The 15,325-nt window shown below is 67.2% G+C and carries 13 protein-coding genes and 1 tRNA gene; 10 read left to right on the top strand and 4 right to left on the bottom strand.

Annotation, left to right across the window (positions count from 1 at the left end; all coding sequences use genetic code 11):
• Window positions 1-21: 21 nt before the first annotated feature.
• Window positions 22-291 (bottom strand): hypothetical protein, encoded by a 270-nt coding sequence (locus tag WDJ58_RS19960; RefSeq protein WP_338915063.1) that lies wholly within the window; start codon window positions 289-291, stop codon window positions 22-24.
• A 249-nt stretch (window positions 292-540) separates the two neighbouring features.
• Between WDJ58_RS19960 and WDJ58_RS19955 the strand changes: the two genes are divergently transcribed.
• Window positions 541-1,932, top strand: a complete 1,392-nt coding sequence (locus WDJ58_RS19955) for an ATP-binding protein (RefSeq protein WP_338915062.1) — start codon at window positions 541-543, stop codon at window positions 1,930-1,932.
• 414 nt (window positions 1,933-2,346) lie between these two features.
• On the opposite strand, the gene WDJ58_RS19950 is transcribed toward WDJ58_RS19955, so the two are convergent.
• Window positions 2,347-2,420 (bottom strand) — tRNA-Phe (locus tag WDJ58_RS19950).
• A 186-nt stretch (window positions 2,421-2,606) separates the two neighbouring features.
• Between WDJ58_RS19950 and WDJ58_RS19945 the strand changes: the two genes are divergently transcribed.
• Window positions 2,607-3,608, top strand: coding sequence for a hypothetical protein (locus tag WDJ58_RS19945; RefSeq protein WP_338915061.1), 1,002 nt, complete (start codon window positions 2,607-2,609; stop codon window positions 3,606-3,608).
• Window positions 3,609-3,708: 100 nt separating this feature from the next.
• Here WDJ58_RS19945 and WDJ58_RS19940 read toward each other — a convergent pair whose 3' ends face one another.
• Window positions 3,709-5,568, bottom strand: a complete 1,860-nt coding sequence (locus tag WDJ58_RS19940; RefSeq protein ID WP_338915060.1) for a PINc/VapC family ATPase — start codon at window positions 5,566-5,568, stop codon at window positions 3,709-3,711.
• Between the two features lie 105 nt (window positions 5,569-5,673).
• Here WDJ58_RS19940 and WDJ58_RS19935 point away from each other — a divergent pair, with 105 nt between their 5' ends.
• The 4 genes from WDJ58_RS19935 (at window position 5,674) to WDJ58_RS19920 (ending at window position 10,591) form a co-directional block, all read left to right on the top strand.
• Window positions 5,674-6,753 (top strand): M20 family metallopeptidase, encoded by a 1,080-nt coding sequence (locus WDJ58_RS19935; RefSeq protein WP_338915059.1) that lies wholly within the window; start codon window positions 5,674-5,676, stop codon window positions 6,751-6,753.
• A gap of 79 nt (window positions 6,754-6,832) precedes the next feature.
• Window positions 6,833-8,338 carry a carboxypeptidase M32 gene (locus tag WDJ58_RS19930; protein ID WP_338915058.1) on the top strand — a complete coding sequence of 502 codons (1,506 nt, stop codon included), beginning with the start codon at window positions 6,833-6,835 and terminating at the stop codon, window positions 8,336-8,338.
• Between the two features lie 162 nt (window positions 8,339-8,500).
• The gene (locus tag WDJ58_RS19925; RefSeq protein WP_338915057.1) at window positions 8,501-8,668 is read left to right on the top strand and encodes an HVO_0416 family zinc finger protein; all 168 of its coding nucleotides are present in this window, start codon (window positions 8,501-8,503) and stop codon (window positions 8,666-8,668) included.
• Window positions 8,669-8,731: 63 nt separating this feature from the next.
• A complete protein-coding gene (locus WDJ58_RS19920) occupies window positions 8,732-10,591 on the top strand; it encodes an ATP-dependent helicase (protein WP_338915056.1) in 1,860 nt (619 codons plus the stop codon).
• A gap of 98 nt (window positions 10,592-10,689) precedes the next feature.
• Here WDJ58_RS19920 and WDJ58_RS19915 read toward each other — a convergent pair whose 3' ends face one another.
• Window positions 10,690-10,953, bottom strand: coding sequence for a DUF7533 family protein (locus WDJ58_RS19915; RefSeq protein ID WP_338915055.1), 264 nt, complete (start codon window positions 10,951-10,953; stop codon window positions 10,690-10,692).
• A gap of 224 nt (window positions 10,954-11,177) precedes the next feature.
• Here WDJ58_RS19915 and WDJ58_RS19910 point away from each other — a divergent pair, with 224 nt between their 5' ends.
• From WDJ58_RS19910 to WDJ58_RS19895, 4 genes are all read left to right on the top strand, one after another.
• Window positions 11,178-11,822, top strand: coding sequence for a riboflavin synthase (locus WDJ58_RS19910; RefSeq protein ID WP_338915054.1), 645 nt, complete (start codon window positions 11,178-11,180; stop codon window positions 11,820-11,822).
• 158 nt (window positions 11,823-11,980) lie between these two features.
• Complete coding sequence (locus tag WDJ58_RS19905) at window positions 11,981-13,072, top strand: PrsW family intramembrane metalloprotease (RefSeq protein ID WP_338915053.1); 1,092 nt, start codon at window positions 11,981-11,983, stop codon at window positions 13,070-13,072.
• Window positions 13,073-13,193: 121 nt separating this feature from the next.
• Window positions 13,194-14,324, top strand: a complete 1,131-nt coding sequence (locus tag WDJ58_RS19900; protein WP_338915052.1) for a nicotinate phosphoribosyltransferase — start codon at window positions 13,194-13,196, stop codon at window positions 14,322-14,324.
• Between the two features lie 60 nt (window positions 14,325-14,384).
• Window positions 14,385-15,311, top strand: a complete 927-nt coding sequence (locus WDJ58_RS19895) for a bile acid:sodium symporter family protein (protein WP_338915051.1) — start codon at window positions 14,385-14,387, stop codon at window positions 15,309-15,311.
• The last annotated feature ends 14 nt before the right edge of the window (window positions 15,312-15,325 follow it).

Below are 15,325 nucleotides of genomic sequence, written 5' to 3'. Positions count from 1 at the left end.
GAGAAAAACGTCGGGGGGTAGTCACTCGCCAGGCTTCGTTCCGGTACGGAGATTCTCCCGGTACTGCGCCCACGCCTGGTACATCTCCACTCGCTCCGCTTCCGTCATCATCTCGTGCTCGTCCTCATCGTAAAACGGGAGCTCGTCCTTCTCAGGCATCGCCATCACTTGTCGGAGCGGGTAGAGCTGCTCGTAGTAGTGCGCCAACACCCAGTCTTCGCCGTGCTCATCAACGGCCTGCTGAATGTACGGAGCAGCTTCAGGGTACTCGTCAGCGAGTGTCTTAGTCATTGGTCGTCATTTGATCTTCTGGGCTGGGTTAGTGCTAGTGTCCTCGGTCGAGGCACCGTGGCCCCGTCGGTACGAACGTGAGCTACGCGAAATCTATCAAGACGAGACGTTCGGTCCCGTTGAGAAGTCCCGTGAGCTCGTTGAGAAGGTGGAAGATCTCGGTCTACAGCCTTACGAGGCATCCTTGTCATAATTGAAGCGCCGCGCCAAAACGCATAAGTCATTATCGAAGTAATCATTATTCAAAGTATGACGTTCTATGACCGGGGAGAGGAGCTTGCTGCGCTTTCAGACGCGTTTGAGTCGCCCGGTTCGGACGTGTTCGTCGTCTACGGGCGTCGGCGTGTCGGCAAAACCGAGTTGCTGAAGGAGTTCTGTACTGATCGGCCGCATATTTACTTTCTCGCGTCGCAGGAAGCCGAACACCGGCAGCGCGAGAAGTTCATCGATCAGGTTGCAGCGTTCTTCGACGATCGCACCCCACGGATCGACGGGTGGGACGAGGCCTTCGACTACCTCGGGGAGAAACTCCAGTCCGAGGCAGTTGTGGTCGTCATCGACGAGTTCCCGTACCTCGTCGCAGAGAACGACTCGGTACCATCCTACGTACAGGGATTCGTCGACGAACAACTCCAGGAAAGCGATTCGATGCTGATTCTCTGTGGGTCAAGCGTGAGTACAATGGAATCAGAGGTACTCGGCCACGAGAGCCCGTTGTATGGTCGCCGCACGGGGCAACTCGACGTGCGGCCGTTCTCGTTTCGGCAGGCCCGTGAGGTCATCGACTACGAGACGGCAGACGCGATTCGGTCCTACGCGATCACCGGCGGAACGCCAATGTACCTCACACTGTTCGATTACGGGCGATCGCTCGCGGAGAACGTCCGATCGCAGGTGCTGTCGCCGTCAGCAGTACTGTACAACGAGCCGGAGTTCTTGCTCCGAACCGAGCTCCGGAATCCCGCCCGGTATATGAGTATTCTCGAAGCGGTTGCCCTGGGGCACACAACACCGAACGAGATTTCAGGGGCGACGGGAATCGATGCCGGTCCGTTATCGAAGTATTTGCAGACGTTGCGGCAGCTTCGACTGATCGATCGGGAAGTCCCTGTGACAGCGTCCGGGAAGAGGTCCAAGCGGTCGCGGTACCGCGTCGCTGACGAGTTCCTTCGATTCTGGTTCCGGTATGTCGAGCCGAACCGTTCCAGCATCGAGGAAGCACCAGATATCGTGTACGATGGAACAATCGCTCCGGACCTTCCGATGCACGTCGCCACCACGTTCGAGGACGTGTGCAAAGAAGCCGTGTGGGAAGGAATTCGACGCGGTGAGTTCGAACCGTACTCGGAGGTCGGCCGCTGGTGGTACGGAGAAGACGAAATCGATATTGTCGGGCTCGCACCGAATGACGACCGGATCCTGTTCGCCGAGTGCAAGTGGACATCGGATCCAGTCGGGACGGCGCTCGTCGAGGATCTGCAGACAAAAGCAGGGAACGTTAGATGGGGGCCGGATGAGCGGGAGGAGTGCTTCGCGCTGTTCTCAAAGAGCGGGTTCGTTGAGGGACTCGAAGATCAACTCGACGAACACTGGTCGCTATGGAATCTCGCAGAGATGGATGATCTCCTCACGCTGTCCTGAAGAATTCTGACGATGAGAGCGGCGTCCAGCTTTGGTTTGCCTGTCTGTGGAGAGTCCAAGGTCTATGTGACCAGAATCAAGCGGCTTGATCTATCTCTTGGGTTCCTCTCGAACGAGTTCATAGCGTCGGGAGCGAGGCAACTTTTCTACATCTAGTCGTCGTATCCGCTCCTCTTCCACTAATTCCGCACATGCCTGTTGGACATCGAGTAACGAACACTCACGGTCTTCATTGTTGATTACTTCAGTGATAGTGCGATCCGTGGCGCTATCGATAGTTGCTGAGCGGAGAACGCTGATCACGTGTTCCTTGAGGTCTGGATCTGTTCCACGCATTTTGTAGTCCGGTTGGGTTCGAGGAGTAAACAAATTGCGCGCACCCATCACTAGCAGGCATTTGAACTGTGAGTATGATGCCGCCTCCCGGATTTGAACCGGGGACAGCCCGATCTTCAGTCGAGTGCTCTCCCAGGCTGAGCTAAGGCGGCGCGTGTGGACCGACGCCGCATGGTAAAAAAAGGATTTCGAAAGCCGGCTCCAGCCCGCAGGCCGAGCGCCCTTGTAGCTGGCCCCTCTCCGCCCGAGCGTGGCTTCGAGACCGGTCCGGCACTCGCCGCTACCGTACCCACCCTCGACGCCAACGCGCGGTCCCTCGGACCCACCGCTCCCCACCCATGTCCGAAAACATCTCGACATCGAGTTCGGTTCGCGACTTCGACGGACCCGTCGACCGGGTGTTTCACTGGCTGCTCCTCGAAGGGAACCGCATCACCATCGCCGGCGTCATCGTCGCCGTCGTCTTCGGCTGCGTCCTCGGGCTCGTCTACGCCGGCCTGGTTGCCGTTGGCCCCGGGAGCACCGTCAGCACCGTCTTCGCCAGCGGGCTGATCTCCGGCACGCTGACACTGGTGACCGTGGCCCTGTCGATCAATCAGCTCATCCTCTCCCGGGTGTTCGGATCACCCAACGAACTGCGCGACAAGCTCGACGGAACACGGGAGCTCCGACGGCGGGTCCAGCGGCTCGCCGGCGAGCCGAGCGCCCCGAACGATCCCGCCGAGTTCCTCTCGCTCGTCGCGGTGACCATCCGCGACCGGGCCCGACGGCTCCGGTCCGCCCTGGAGGACGGCGAGTGGACCCCACCGTCGGCGGTGACGGACTACGTCGACGGGATCGAGGCGTACGGCGAGAACGTCGATTCGGCGGTCGAGAGCGAGACGGCCATCGTCGACATCCTCGGGGTCATCCTCGGGACCGAGTACGCCCAGAACCTGACCGCGACCGAACACCTGCGCAACGAGTACGACGCCCACCTCTCGGACGCGGCCGACGCCGAACTCGAGGCGATCGACGACCTCATCGAGGTGATCGCGATCACGCGCCAGTTCTTCAAGACGCTCTCGCTCCAGCAGGACTTCGCGCGGCTCTCCCGCCTCGTCGCCTACACGGGACTCCTCGCGCTGCTCGCCAGCGTGGTCGTGGCGCTCGTCTACCGGACGAGCTCCGTCACGGTCGCGCCGGGACAGCTCCCGATCGTCGTCAGCCTCGGGATCGCCGCCATCGCCGTCCCGCTCGCCCTGTTCCTGTCCTACATCCTCCGCGCCGCCACGATCGCCCGCCACACCGTCTCGGTCGGGCCGTTCGTCCCGCCGGAGGACCGTCCGGACGACTCGTAACACCATGTCTCCTCGGACCGAGCGCGTCGAACCGGAATATCGGCGACCGCCCGGGAGGAGGGTCGCGACGTGAATCGTCTGGCGAGGGCGGGGAGCGTCCCTACTGTGGTGCGACCGTGATCTGCTGGCCGCGGTCGATGGCCTCCTCGAGTTCCTCGGCGATGGCCGAGCCACGCGAGACCTGCACCTCGCCGCCGCGCGAGACGGTGGCCGTGAACAGGTAGTCCCCGCCCGCACGGACCTCGACGGTCTCGCCCTCGTGGCCCTCCAGCGGGACGATGACGTGCCGCGAGGTGACCTCGGGGGTGACGATCCGGCCGGCGTCCTGACCGCCCCCGCCGTCGCGACCGCCGCCACCGTCACCGCCGGGGCCGCCCGGTTTCTCCGAGAACGTCCGGACGTCGATGTCGATCCCGAGCCGGTCCTCGATCTCGTTGATCCGGCCGCCGCCCTTCCCGATGACGTAGGAGATGTCGCCCTCCTCGACGTAGACGACCGCGAGGTTCTGGCCCTGGAGTTCGACCTGGACCCGCCCGCGGGCGACCGACTTGATCTCCCGCTCGATCTCCTGTTTCGCGATGCGGTCGACACCCGTGTCCCGGCCGCCCTCGCCGTCCTCACCTAGCGGGACCGTGACGACCTGACGGTTGAACGTGTAGATCTCGTAGGCGGGCTCGCCCGTCTCGAAGTCGCTGATAACGACGACCGGGCGGGCGAGGTCCTCCTGCATCAGCCCGTGGGGGACCTTCACCTCCGTCGTGACGTCGTAGACGGTGTGGACCTGCCCGGCCTCGATGTAAACGACCGTGTCGACGACCTGGGGGATCATCCCGAGTTCGACCCGGCCGACGAGTCGCTGGAGGGCGTCGATGGCCCGCGTGGCGTGGACGACGCCGATCATCCCGACGCCGGCCATCCGCATGTCCGCGAACACGCGGAAGTCCGAGGTCTTGCGGACCTCGTCGTAGATGGTGTAGTCGGGCCGGACCATCAGCAGCGAGTCGGCGGTGTTCTCCATCGACCCGCCGAGTTCGGTGTACTGGGTGATGTTCGGGCCGACCTGGAGGTCGCGGGGCTTCTCCATCGTCTTGACCGCGTAGTCCGAGTCCGCGAGGAACTCGGCGACGGCCTGGGCGAACGTGGACTTGCCCGCGCCGGGCGCACCCGAGATCAGCACGCCGCGCTGGCGCTCCGCGAGGCGGTCCCGGAGCTCGTCGGCCAGCGCGTAGTCGTCGAGTTCGGTCTTGACGATCGGCCTCACTGCGGTTATCTCGAGGCCGTCCGCGAACGGCGGCCGGGCGACGGCGATCCTGTAATCGCGGAACTGGATGATGCGCATCCCCGGCTGGTCGAGTTCGACGAACCCGTCCGGCGAGCGTCGCGCGGACTCCTCGATGTCGTGGGCCCACTCCTTCAGCTGCTTCTCCGTCGAGATCTCCTCGCGGATGGTCTCGTAGTGCATGTCGCCGATGTCGCCGCGTTTGGCCATCGGTTTCACGCCGACCTTCAGGTGGAGGCTCATCGTCGAGTCGTCGAAGAACTGCTCGATGGCGAGCGAGCCGACGTCGGTCGTCTGGGGTTCGATGTACTCGACGTCGAGGCCCTTCGCGCGGGCCACCTCCGCCTGGACCGCGTCGCTGGTGAGCAGCGTCGCGCCGTGCTTGGCGGCGATGTCGCGGATGACCGCGTCGATGTCGCCCTCGCCGGCACCGCTCATCTCCGCGGCGGTGGGGCGACGACCGACGTACTCGACCGTGATCTCGCCCTCGTCGGCGAGGTCGGCGAGTTCCTGGAGTTCGGCGAGCCCGTCCCACCCCGTCTCGCGGCCCTCGTTCGCCTGGGATTCGAGCTCGCCGACGACCGCCTCCGGGACGAGGACGGTCCCGACGTCGCCGTCCCGCGCGACCTGCTCGGACACGCGGCCGTCGATGACCGCGCTCGTGTCCGGGACGATATCCATACTCCCGGTTGGACGGCCCCCCGTTTAAGACCCTTGAAAGGGGTACGCCCCGGCGAACGGGCGAGCATGACGACAGTAAAGAGGGCCCCTCCCCACCGGGGGCGTATGGACGAGCTGACAGACCTCACCGCGGACCTCGTCTCGGTGCCGAGCCACGAGGACGAGACCGCCGCCGGTGACGCCATCGAGTCCTGGCTCCGTGCCGAGACCGACGCCGCCGTCGAGCGCGACGACGTCGGGAACGTCATCGCCCGGAAGGGGGTGGGCGAGACGAGCCTCGCGCTCGTCGGCCACCACGACGTCGTCCCGCCGGACGAGGGCCAGGTCGACGGCGACGGCTACGTCGTCCGGACGGAGGACGGCCGGCTCTACGGCCGCGGGGCCGCGGACATGAAGGGTGCGGTCGCGGCCGCGATGGTGGCCTTCCGCGACGCCGAACCCACTATTGAACTCGTCTTCGCCTCGTTCGTCGGCGAGGAGGTCGGGGGGACGGGGGCCCGCCACGCCATCGAGGAGGGGTTCACGCCCGACTGCGCCGTCGTCGGGGAGGGCTCGACGAACTACTCCGGGCCGGACGTGACCGACGTGGCTGTCGCCCACCGCGGCCGGCGAGGCTCGACGCTCCTCGCCAGCGGGACGGCCTCACACGCGAGCGAGCCCGAGGCCGGCGTGAACGCCGTCTACCGGGCGTGTGACGCCGTCGACGTCGTGCGCGAACTGGAGACGCCCCGGACGACGGTGCTCGGTCACGAGATCGGGGGGAGCCTCGTCGTCACCGAAATCGAGGGTGGGTCGGCGGGGAACGTCGTGCCCGCGAGATGCGAGGTGACCATCGACGAACGGACCGTCCCCGGCGAGCGGGCGGACCTCTCACGAGTCGAACACGAGGTCGAGGGGATCGAGTGGCGGGTCGACCGGGACGTCCCGCCGATGGCCTGTGACGACCCCGCGTTCGCCGACGCGGTCCTCGACGCGGCCCGCGAGGCTCAGGAGGCGGTACCGGAACAGGTGACGAAACCCCACGCGACCGACGCCGGCCGACTCGCCGAGGCCGGGACGATCTGCGTGATCTGTGGCCCCTCGGAACCGGGCGAAGCCCACACGAAGGACGAATCCGTCTCCATCGAGGTTCTGGAGCGGTGCTACCGCATCTACCGCGGGGTCGCCGAGTCCTACGGCGAATAGACGACGAGCCGGCAGGGGTACTGCGGGAGTCGGGCCACCGGAGCGACACCTTTGATTCCCCGCCGTCCCTGCGGTGGGTATGGCAACCGAACGCGAGCAGGTCCCCGACGCCTACGACGACCTCCTCGAGGAGTACCGCCGCGCCACCTACCTGAGCGACGCCGGGCAGGTCCTCGGATGGGACCAGCAGGTGACGATGCCCGAGGGCGGGACGCCCGCCCGCTCGAAGCAGAGCGCCGCGCTCTCCGCCGTCCAGCACGACGTCCTCACCGGCGACGGCATCGCCGAACCCCTCGACGAACTCGACGAGGGGGACCTCCCCCAGCCGGGGGCCGCGGTCGTCCGGGAGGTCCGCCGCGAGCACGAGCGCTCGGCGCGCGTCCCCCGCGATCTCGTCGAGCGCATTTCCGAGGAGGCCTCGAACGCCCTGCCAGTCTGGGAGGAGGCCAGAGCCGAGGACGACTGGGCGTCGTTCGAGCCGGTCCTCGAGACGTTCGTCGAACTCAAGCGGGAGTACGCCGAGCACATCGATCCCGACAGTGACCCCTACGAGGTGCTGTTCGCCGACTACGAGCCGTACCTGTCGCTCGATCACGCCGAGCGTATCCTCGAGCGGCTCCGGGACGAACTCGTCCCGCTGATCGACGCGATACGCGAGAGCGACGTCGACCTCGCGCTCGACTTCGACGGCACCTACGACGAGGACGACCAGATGGAACTCACCCGCGACGCGCTCGACACGCTGGGCTACCCCTGGGAGCACGGCCGCGTCGACACGGCCTCGCACCCGTTCTCGACGGGGACGCAGTTCGACGCCCGCGTCACGACCCGGTTCGACGAGTCCTCGCCCGTCTCGGCGCTCGGCTCGACCATCCACGAGTTCGGCCACGCCACCTACACGCTCGGGTTACCCGAGGAGGAGTACGGCACGCCGCTGGGGAAGAACCGTGGGCTCTCGGTCCACGAGTCCCAGTCGCGGCTCTGGGAGAACCACGTGGGGCGTTCGCGGGCGTTCGTCGAGGGCTTCCTCCCCCGGATCGAGGAGCAGTTCCCCGGCCTCGACCTCGACGCGGCGGGACTGCACGGCCACCTCAACCGGGTGAACCCCAGTAACCTCATCCGCGTCGAGGCCGACGAGCTGACCTACCACATGCACATCATCCTCCGGTTCGAGATCGAGCGCGACCTCATTAGCGGGGATCTCGACGTCTCGGAGGTCCCCGCGGTGTGGAACGAGAAGATGGAGGAGTACCTGGGCGTCCGTCCCGGGACCGACAGCGAGGGGGCGCTCCAGGACATCCACTGGTCCCACGGGAGCTTCGGCTACTTCCCGACCTACTCGCTCGGGAGCGTCATGGCCGCACAGTTCTTCGAGGCGGCACAGGAGGACGTCGAGGACCTCTACGAGGGGATCCGCGAGGGGGAGTTCGACGCGCTCCACGACTGGCTCACCGGGAACGTCCACCGGCACGGCCAGCGCTACGAGACGAACGAACTCGTCGAGCGCGCCACGGGATCGGAGTTCACCGCCGACGCGTTCCTCGACTACGCGACCACGAAGTTCGGCGACCTCTACGACCTCTGAAGTCGGGCCTCACACCCTCGTGGTGCTCGTTCGGTAGGGTCCGCCTCCGGTCGGTGTCGCCCGTCCCGTCGGCCGGCCGGGCGACACACCCTGCCGTGTGTCAACGGGCCGTGACACTTCGTACCACAGATTTATGTCGACCGCCCGTCTACCACCGTTCGTATGGCGACCGCGAACGACGACGTCTTCGACGAGTTTCTCACGGACCGTGGCCACGATGTCGAGGAACCCTCCTGGGAACGGGACTACAACAAGAAGCGGTGTCCCGACTGTGAGGGCCTCCACGACCTCGACGCGACAGCCTGTCGGGTCTGTGGCTGGGAACCGTAGCCGGTCGCCCCTCCTCCGGACACATCATACAGCGTTATGGGGCCGCGTCCCCAGTGACGTCCAATGAGCGACCCGCAGGTCACTCGTCTGTTCGGCGGTCCGGGGAGCGGGAAGACGACCGCCCTGCTCGACAGGGTGGACGAGATGCTCGACGAGGGCGTCGAAGTGAGGGACATCCTCGTCGTCTCCTACACCCGGGCGGCGGCCTCCGAGGTCCGTGAGCGGCTCGCGGAGCGCCTCGATCGGTCTCCCCGGTCGCTGAAGGGCAACGTCAGCACGATGCACGCGAAGGCGTACGAACTGCTGAACCTCTCGCGTGGCGACGTCGTCGGCGAGAAGCACAAGGAGGAGTTCTGTGAGGAGTACGGCCTCGAGTTCGAGGACGAGTACGAGGGCTCCCGGCGGCGCTCGGCCCGGTCGACCACCATCGGGAACAAGATCATCGCCACGAGCCAGTGGCTCCAGCGGACCCACCGCGACGTCGCCGACTGGTACGACGTCCCGTTCAAGTGGGACGAGGAGGAGGTCCGCCTGCCCCCGGACGTCGACCCGAACGCCCAGACGGGCAACAAGTACACCCCTACCTGGCCGAGCGACGACGACCGCATCGACGTCCCCGAGGCGGTCCGCGCCTGGCGCGCCTACAAGGGCCAGGAGGGCGTCGTCGGCTTCGCGGACATGCTCGAACGGGTGAAACAGCGCTCGCTCGTCCCGAGCGTCGACCACCTCGTCATCGACGAGTTCCAGGACATCACCACGCTCCAGTACGAGGTGTACGAGGAGTGGCGACCGCACATGGAGTCGGTCATCATCGCCGGCGACGACGACCAGGTCGTCTACGCCTGGCAGGGGGCCGACCCGAACCTCCTGCTCGACGAGCGGGTCGACAACGACGTCGTCCTCCCGAACTCCTACCGGCTCCCCTCGCGCATCCTCCACGTCGTCAACCGGGAGATACGACACATCGAGAAGCGCCAGGAGAAGGACCTCAAACCCCGAAAGGAGGGAGGTCGCGTCGAAGCGGTCAGAAGTCCCTCGATGCTCGAACTCGTCAGGAACGTCAAGGCCACCGTCGAGGAGGACGAGGACTGCTCGGTGATGGTGCTGTTCCGGGCGCGCTACCAGATGTTCCAGTTCGTCGACGAGTTCGTCGGCGAGGGGATCCCGTTCGTCTCGCTGACGGACACGCGGCTCTGGACCGACCGCCTCCAGAACTACGTCGACGCCGTCGAGCGGGTCGACGCCGGCGAACCCGTCGACGGACTCGAGGCACGGCGGCTCGCGGAGATGCTCGTCGACTCGGCGTTCGGAACGAACGAGCGCGACGACCTCTTCGACGCCATCGACGAGCTCCAGGACGAGGAGGGGGTCGACGACCTCACCGACATGGAGGTCCCCGCCGAGTTCGTCAAGGAGTACGCCCCCTTCGCCCCCGGCCCCGCTTCTGCCGCCGACATGCTCTCGCGGGTGTCCAACTTCCAGGAGCGATCGGTGAAGGCGTACTTCTCGGGCCGGCACCAGGGGATGGACCCGAACCGCGTCCGCGTGGGGACCATCCACTCGGCGAAGGGCCGCGAGGCCGACCACGTGTTCGTGGCAACCGACCTCACCGAGAAGGTGGTCGAGCAGATGGCCGCGTCCGTCTCGGACCCGAGCGACGTCTCGGGGACGAACGAGTTCACGAAGAACGCCGACCCGGTGCCGACGCTCACCGACAACGAGCGCCGCGTGTTCTACGTCGGGATGTCCCGGGCCCGCGAGCGCCTGGTGCTCCTCGAGAACCTCGTCGACGGCGCTCCGACGCTCCCCATCGACGTGCTGTTGCACAACGAGCCGACGAACCAGTCGCTCGGGGAACTAATCGAGGCGGCACAGGAGCCGACCGAGGCGGCCGACGCGGACGCACCCGAACCCGGCGCCTGAGCCCCGCGGTCGCTATAGTAGCGTTTGGAACCGATGGCACACGCCGGACGGGGACGGTCCCCCCCGTCCGTGAGTACAGACGTCCAAACGCTACTGTATCACTCGGGGTCCTCGCGCTCCCCCTCGGACTCGCTCGGATCCTTCGCGACGGTCCCGACGAGTCGGCCGGCCACCCGCCCCGGGACGTCGCTCGGCGTCGTCAGGTACTCCTGGAGGAGCACCATCAGGACCGCGAAGGCGAGGAACCCGCCGCCGCCGAGCGTGTCTCCCTTCGTCAGCATGTCCAGACCGAGGAGGCCGACGGGGATGGCGAACGCCAGCGTGACCGCGAGCCCCACGAGTCCGATGATGCCCCTTCCCATACCGTCTCTCCGCCACGGACGGTATAAAATAGACCGGACTGTAGCCGACGCGATCCGGCACCGTCGAACGACTCCGGTCGGGACGAAGGGGCTCCCCCGAACGGGAACGGGGCGAACGGAACGAGGACGAGGAGCGAACGGCTCGGCACGCCGGCGACCTCGCAAACGGTGACACCCCGTCCCGGAGAGGAACGCCTTTGACCGGCCTGGCCCGTACCACGGGTATGTTCACGGGTATCGTCGAGGAGACGGGCGAGGTGGTCGGCCGCGAGCGGACCGAGGGAGGGCTCCGCCTGCGGGTGTCGGCATCGTTCTGCGACGAGCTCTCCGTCGGGCAGTCCATCGCCGTCTCGGGGGCCTGTCTCACGGTCGAGGGAGTGGTTCCAGCGGAACCACGCGAAGGCGGTGGAACCGCCGGAGCCGACGAGAACGCCTTCGAGCTGTTCCTCTCCGCGGAGACCGTCGAGAAGACCTATCTCGGCGACGTCGCGGTGGGCGACCCGGTGAACCTCGAACGGGCGCTCCCGGCCGACGGCCGGTTCGACGGTCACTTCGTCCAGGGCCACGTCGACGGCACCGCCGAGGTGGTCGGGATCGAGCAGGTCGGGGACGACTGGGTCTTCTCGTTCTCGCTCCCGGCGTCGATGGGACGCTACGTCGTGGCGAAGGGCTCGGTCTGCGTGGACGGCATCTCGCTGACGGTGGCCGATCTCCGCACTGGGGAGGGTGACGGCGAGTTCGACGTGGCGATCATCCCGGAGACCTACCGGCTGACGAACCTGGCGTCGAAGTCGGTCGGCGACCCGGTCCACCTCGAGGTCGACGTGGTGGCGAAGTACGTCGAGTCGCTGGTCGAGGGGTACGTGTAGCGTAGCGTTCCGGGCGGCGGGTCGAGCCCGAACCCGGACGATAGATCGATTCGAGCCCGGATCGTCACCGGGATGGGTTTCGGAGTCGGCACTCGACCTGCGGACCCCCTGCGTGCGCAGAGGCAAGACATTACCGTTAGCCATACGGTACGCCCGGTATGACGAAACGCGATCCGGTCGACGCCCGCTCGGACGGGGACGTCGACCTCTACGACATCTCGACCTGGGAGCCCCGGTCCCGGGTCGACAGGCTCTCGGCGTGGCTCTACAACGCCGGCGTCACGGTCGCACGGTTCATCTTCATCCTGGTCGCGCTGCTCATCATCGCTGCGCAGGTGCTCCTCGGCGGCATCGGCGCGACGGTGGTCGACCAGCCGGTCGCCGTCTGGCTGGTCGCGCTCTCGGTGGTCCCGGCGCTCGCGCTGGTCTGGTACGTCTACCGGGCGGACGTGACCGATCGAGAACCGCTCGGCCTCCTCGTCGGGACGTTCGTCCTCGGGGTGCTGTTCGCCGGGTTCGCCGCCATCATCAACAGTCTCCTCCAGCCGGCGCTACAGATCGTTCCCGTCATCGGGATGGTCCTGTTCTTCTACCTCGTGGTCGGCCCGGTCGAGGAGACGGTGAAGTGGCTCGCGATCAGGCTCCTCCCCTACCGCTACGACAGCTTCAACGCCGTCGTCGACGGCGCGGTGTACGGTGCGGCCGCCGGCCTCGGGTTCGCGACCATCGAGAACGCCCTCTACATCACCCGGGAGCTGGGTGCGAGCCCGACGGGGACGGAGAGCACCGCAATGCTTGGTGCGGCGGGCCTCGGCGCGGTCGCCGTCGCACAGCTCGGCGGCCTGGAGGTCCTGGGGAACATCATCGGCTCGGGGGGGCAGATCACCGCCTTCCGCGCGCTCGCCGGCCCCGGTCACGTCATCTACTCGGCGTTCGCCGGCTACTACCTCGGTCTGGCGAAGTTCAACCCCGACCGTGCGGGACCAATCATCGTCAAGGGGCTGCTCATCGCCGCGTTCATCCACGCGACCTACAACACCCTCGTCGGCATCGTCCCGGGGCTGGCGGTGTACTTCCTCGGGGTTCCCGCGATATTGGCGTTCCTCGCGTTCGTCATCGTCTACGACGGTATCCTCGGGTACTTCCTCTACCGGAAGCTCAAGCGCTACCGGGCGGCCTACCACGAGGCGCACGCCGACGAGGTCGACGGCTCCACGCTGAGACCGGAGCGGACCGAGTTCGACGCCTGAACCTGGGCGGATCGACCTCGTTTCATCCTCGCTCCCGGGCCGATGCCCGTATCGCGTATCGCGGGCGCTCCGGGCCGCGTCCGACCGGGCCCTTTTTCGACCGTCACTCCGTGCGGCCGGTATGTTCGACATCGTCTCCGAGACCGCCATCCGGGAGGGGCGGGCCACCGACGCGTACTTCCTCCGGACCGAGGAGGCCCTGGACCACGCGGATCGGAACCCCCACGTCGTCACCGAGGTGACGGCCGACCAGTTCCCGACGGGCGAGTTCGAGGTGCTCGCGGGGCTGAAGGACGCCGCACACCTCCTCTCGGGGCTCCCCGTCGACGTCCACGCGCTCCGCGAGGGGACGCACTTCGACGGCGGGCCGGTAATGCGGATCGAGGGACCGTACCGCCCGTTCGCCCGCTACGAGACGTCCATACTGGGCTTTCTCTCCTACGCCTCGGCGGTCGCGACGGCCGCCCGCGAGACCAAGGCCGCGAGCCCCGACAAGCCGATCCTGAGCTTCGGCGCGAGACACATCCACCCCGCCTCGACGGCGGCCCTCGAACGGTCGGCGCTGATCGGCGGCGTCGACGGGTTCTCGCACGTCGCCGCCGGCGAGACCCTCGGCCGCGAGGCCGGCGGGACCATGCCCCACGCGCTGGTCATCTGCTTCGGCAAGGGCCACCAGGAGGAGGCCTGGCGGGCGTTCGACGAGGGGGTCGGCCCCGACGTGCCGCGGGTCGCGCTCGTCGACACCTACTCCGACGAGGTCGACGAGGCGCTCCGGGCCGCCGAGACCATCCCGGACCTCGAGAGCGTGCGGCTCGACACCACCTCCTCGCGGCGGGGGGACTTCCGGGCCATCGCCCGGGAGGTCCGCTGGGAACTCGACGCCAACGGCCACGAGGACGTCGGCATCTTCGCCTCCGGCGGGCTCACCCCCGAGACGATCGAACACCTCTACGACGTCGTCGACGGGTTCGGCGTCGGCTCGCACGTCTCGAACGCCGATCCGGTCGACTTCGCGCTCGACATCGTCGAGGTCGACGGCGAACTCGCGGCCAAGCGTGGGAAGCTCTCGGGCACGAAGCAGGTCTACCGGACCCCCGACGGCGGCCACCACGTCGCGCTCGAAGGGGGCGAGGCCGAGGGCGAACCCCTCCTCGAACCCCTGATCGAGGACGGCGAGATCGTTCGCGAGTTCGACATCGACGCCGCGGCCGAACGCTGTCGCGAAGACGCCGCGCGGGTCGGCGGGGACTGACCTGCTCGGTCCGATCGTGCCTACCGTTCACTTATACTACCCGGCTCCCCACACGGTCGCGTGTCCCGCTTCGACCGGGCGGCCACGATCCTCGAGGACTATCTGGTCCTCTGGATAGTGGTTGCGGTCGGCATCGGCCTGGCGTTCCCGTCGTTCGGTCGACTCTCCCCGCTCACGACGCCCATCCTCGCGGTGATGGTCGGCAGCGTCTCGCTGACGCTCTCACCGACGGCCTTCCGGCGGGTCCGCCCCCGGGCGGTCGGTCTCCTTCTCCTCGGACAGATCGGGATGCCGGTCGCGGCGTTCGCCGTCGCACGAGCGCTCTCGCTCCCGCCCGCCGTGACCGTCGGCTTCGTCGTCCTCGGCGCGGTCACACCCGAGCTCGTCTCGCCCGTGATGACCGAACTCGCCGGCGGGAACACCGCCCTCTCGACCGTCGTTCTCGTGCTCGTGGGACTCGGGAGCATCAGCCTGGTTCCCCTGGCGGTTACAGTACTGCTCGGCGCGACGGTCCCGTTCGACCCCGTCGGAGTCGTCCGGACGCTCCTGCTCGCGGTCATCCTCCCGATGGCGGTCGCGGTCGGCCTCCGCGCACGGTTCCCCGATCGAGTCGGTCGGTACGACCGCTACTACCCCTCGGTGTCGGCGCTGATGGTCGTCTTCGTCATCGGTATCGTCACCGCGGCGAACGCGGGACTCGTCCGCGGTGGCTCCCGCGGGACGCTCCTGGTCGTCCTCGTCGGTGCGGCCGTGTTGAACGGCGTCGGCTACGCGCTCGGATGGCTTCTCGGTCGCCCGCTGACCCCCGACGAGCGGGTGACGGCGCTGTTCTCCGTCGGGATGCGTGACTTCGCCGTCGCCGCGGGGGTGGTCGTCGCGGCGGGGTTCCCGCCGCCGGCCGCCCTCCCCGCCGTAGCGTTCGGCCTCGTCGAGATGGTTTCCAGCGCCGCGCTCGCTCGCCACCTCTCGCGCCACCGGAGGGCTTAATCCGTCCAGTCGGC

It is taken from the genome of Salinirubellus litoreus (genome assembly GCF_037335815.1).
Classification (GTDB): domain Archaea; phylum Halobacteriota; class Halobacteria; order Halobacteriales; family Haloarculaceae; genus Salinirubellus; species Salinirubellus litoreus.
This window is presented reverse-complemented; position numbering and strand designations above follow the sequence as displayed.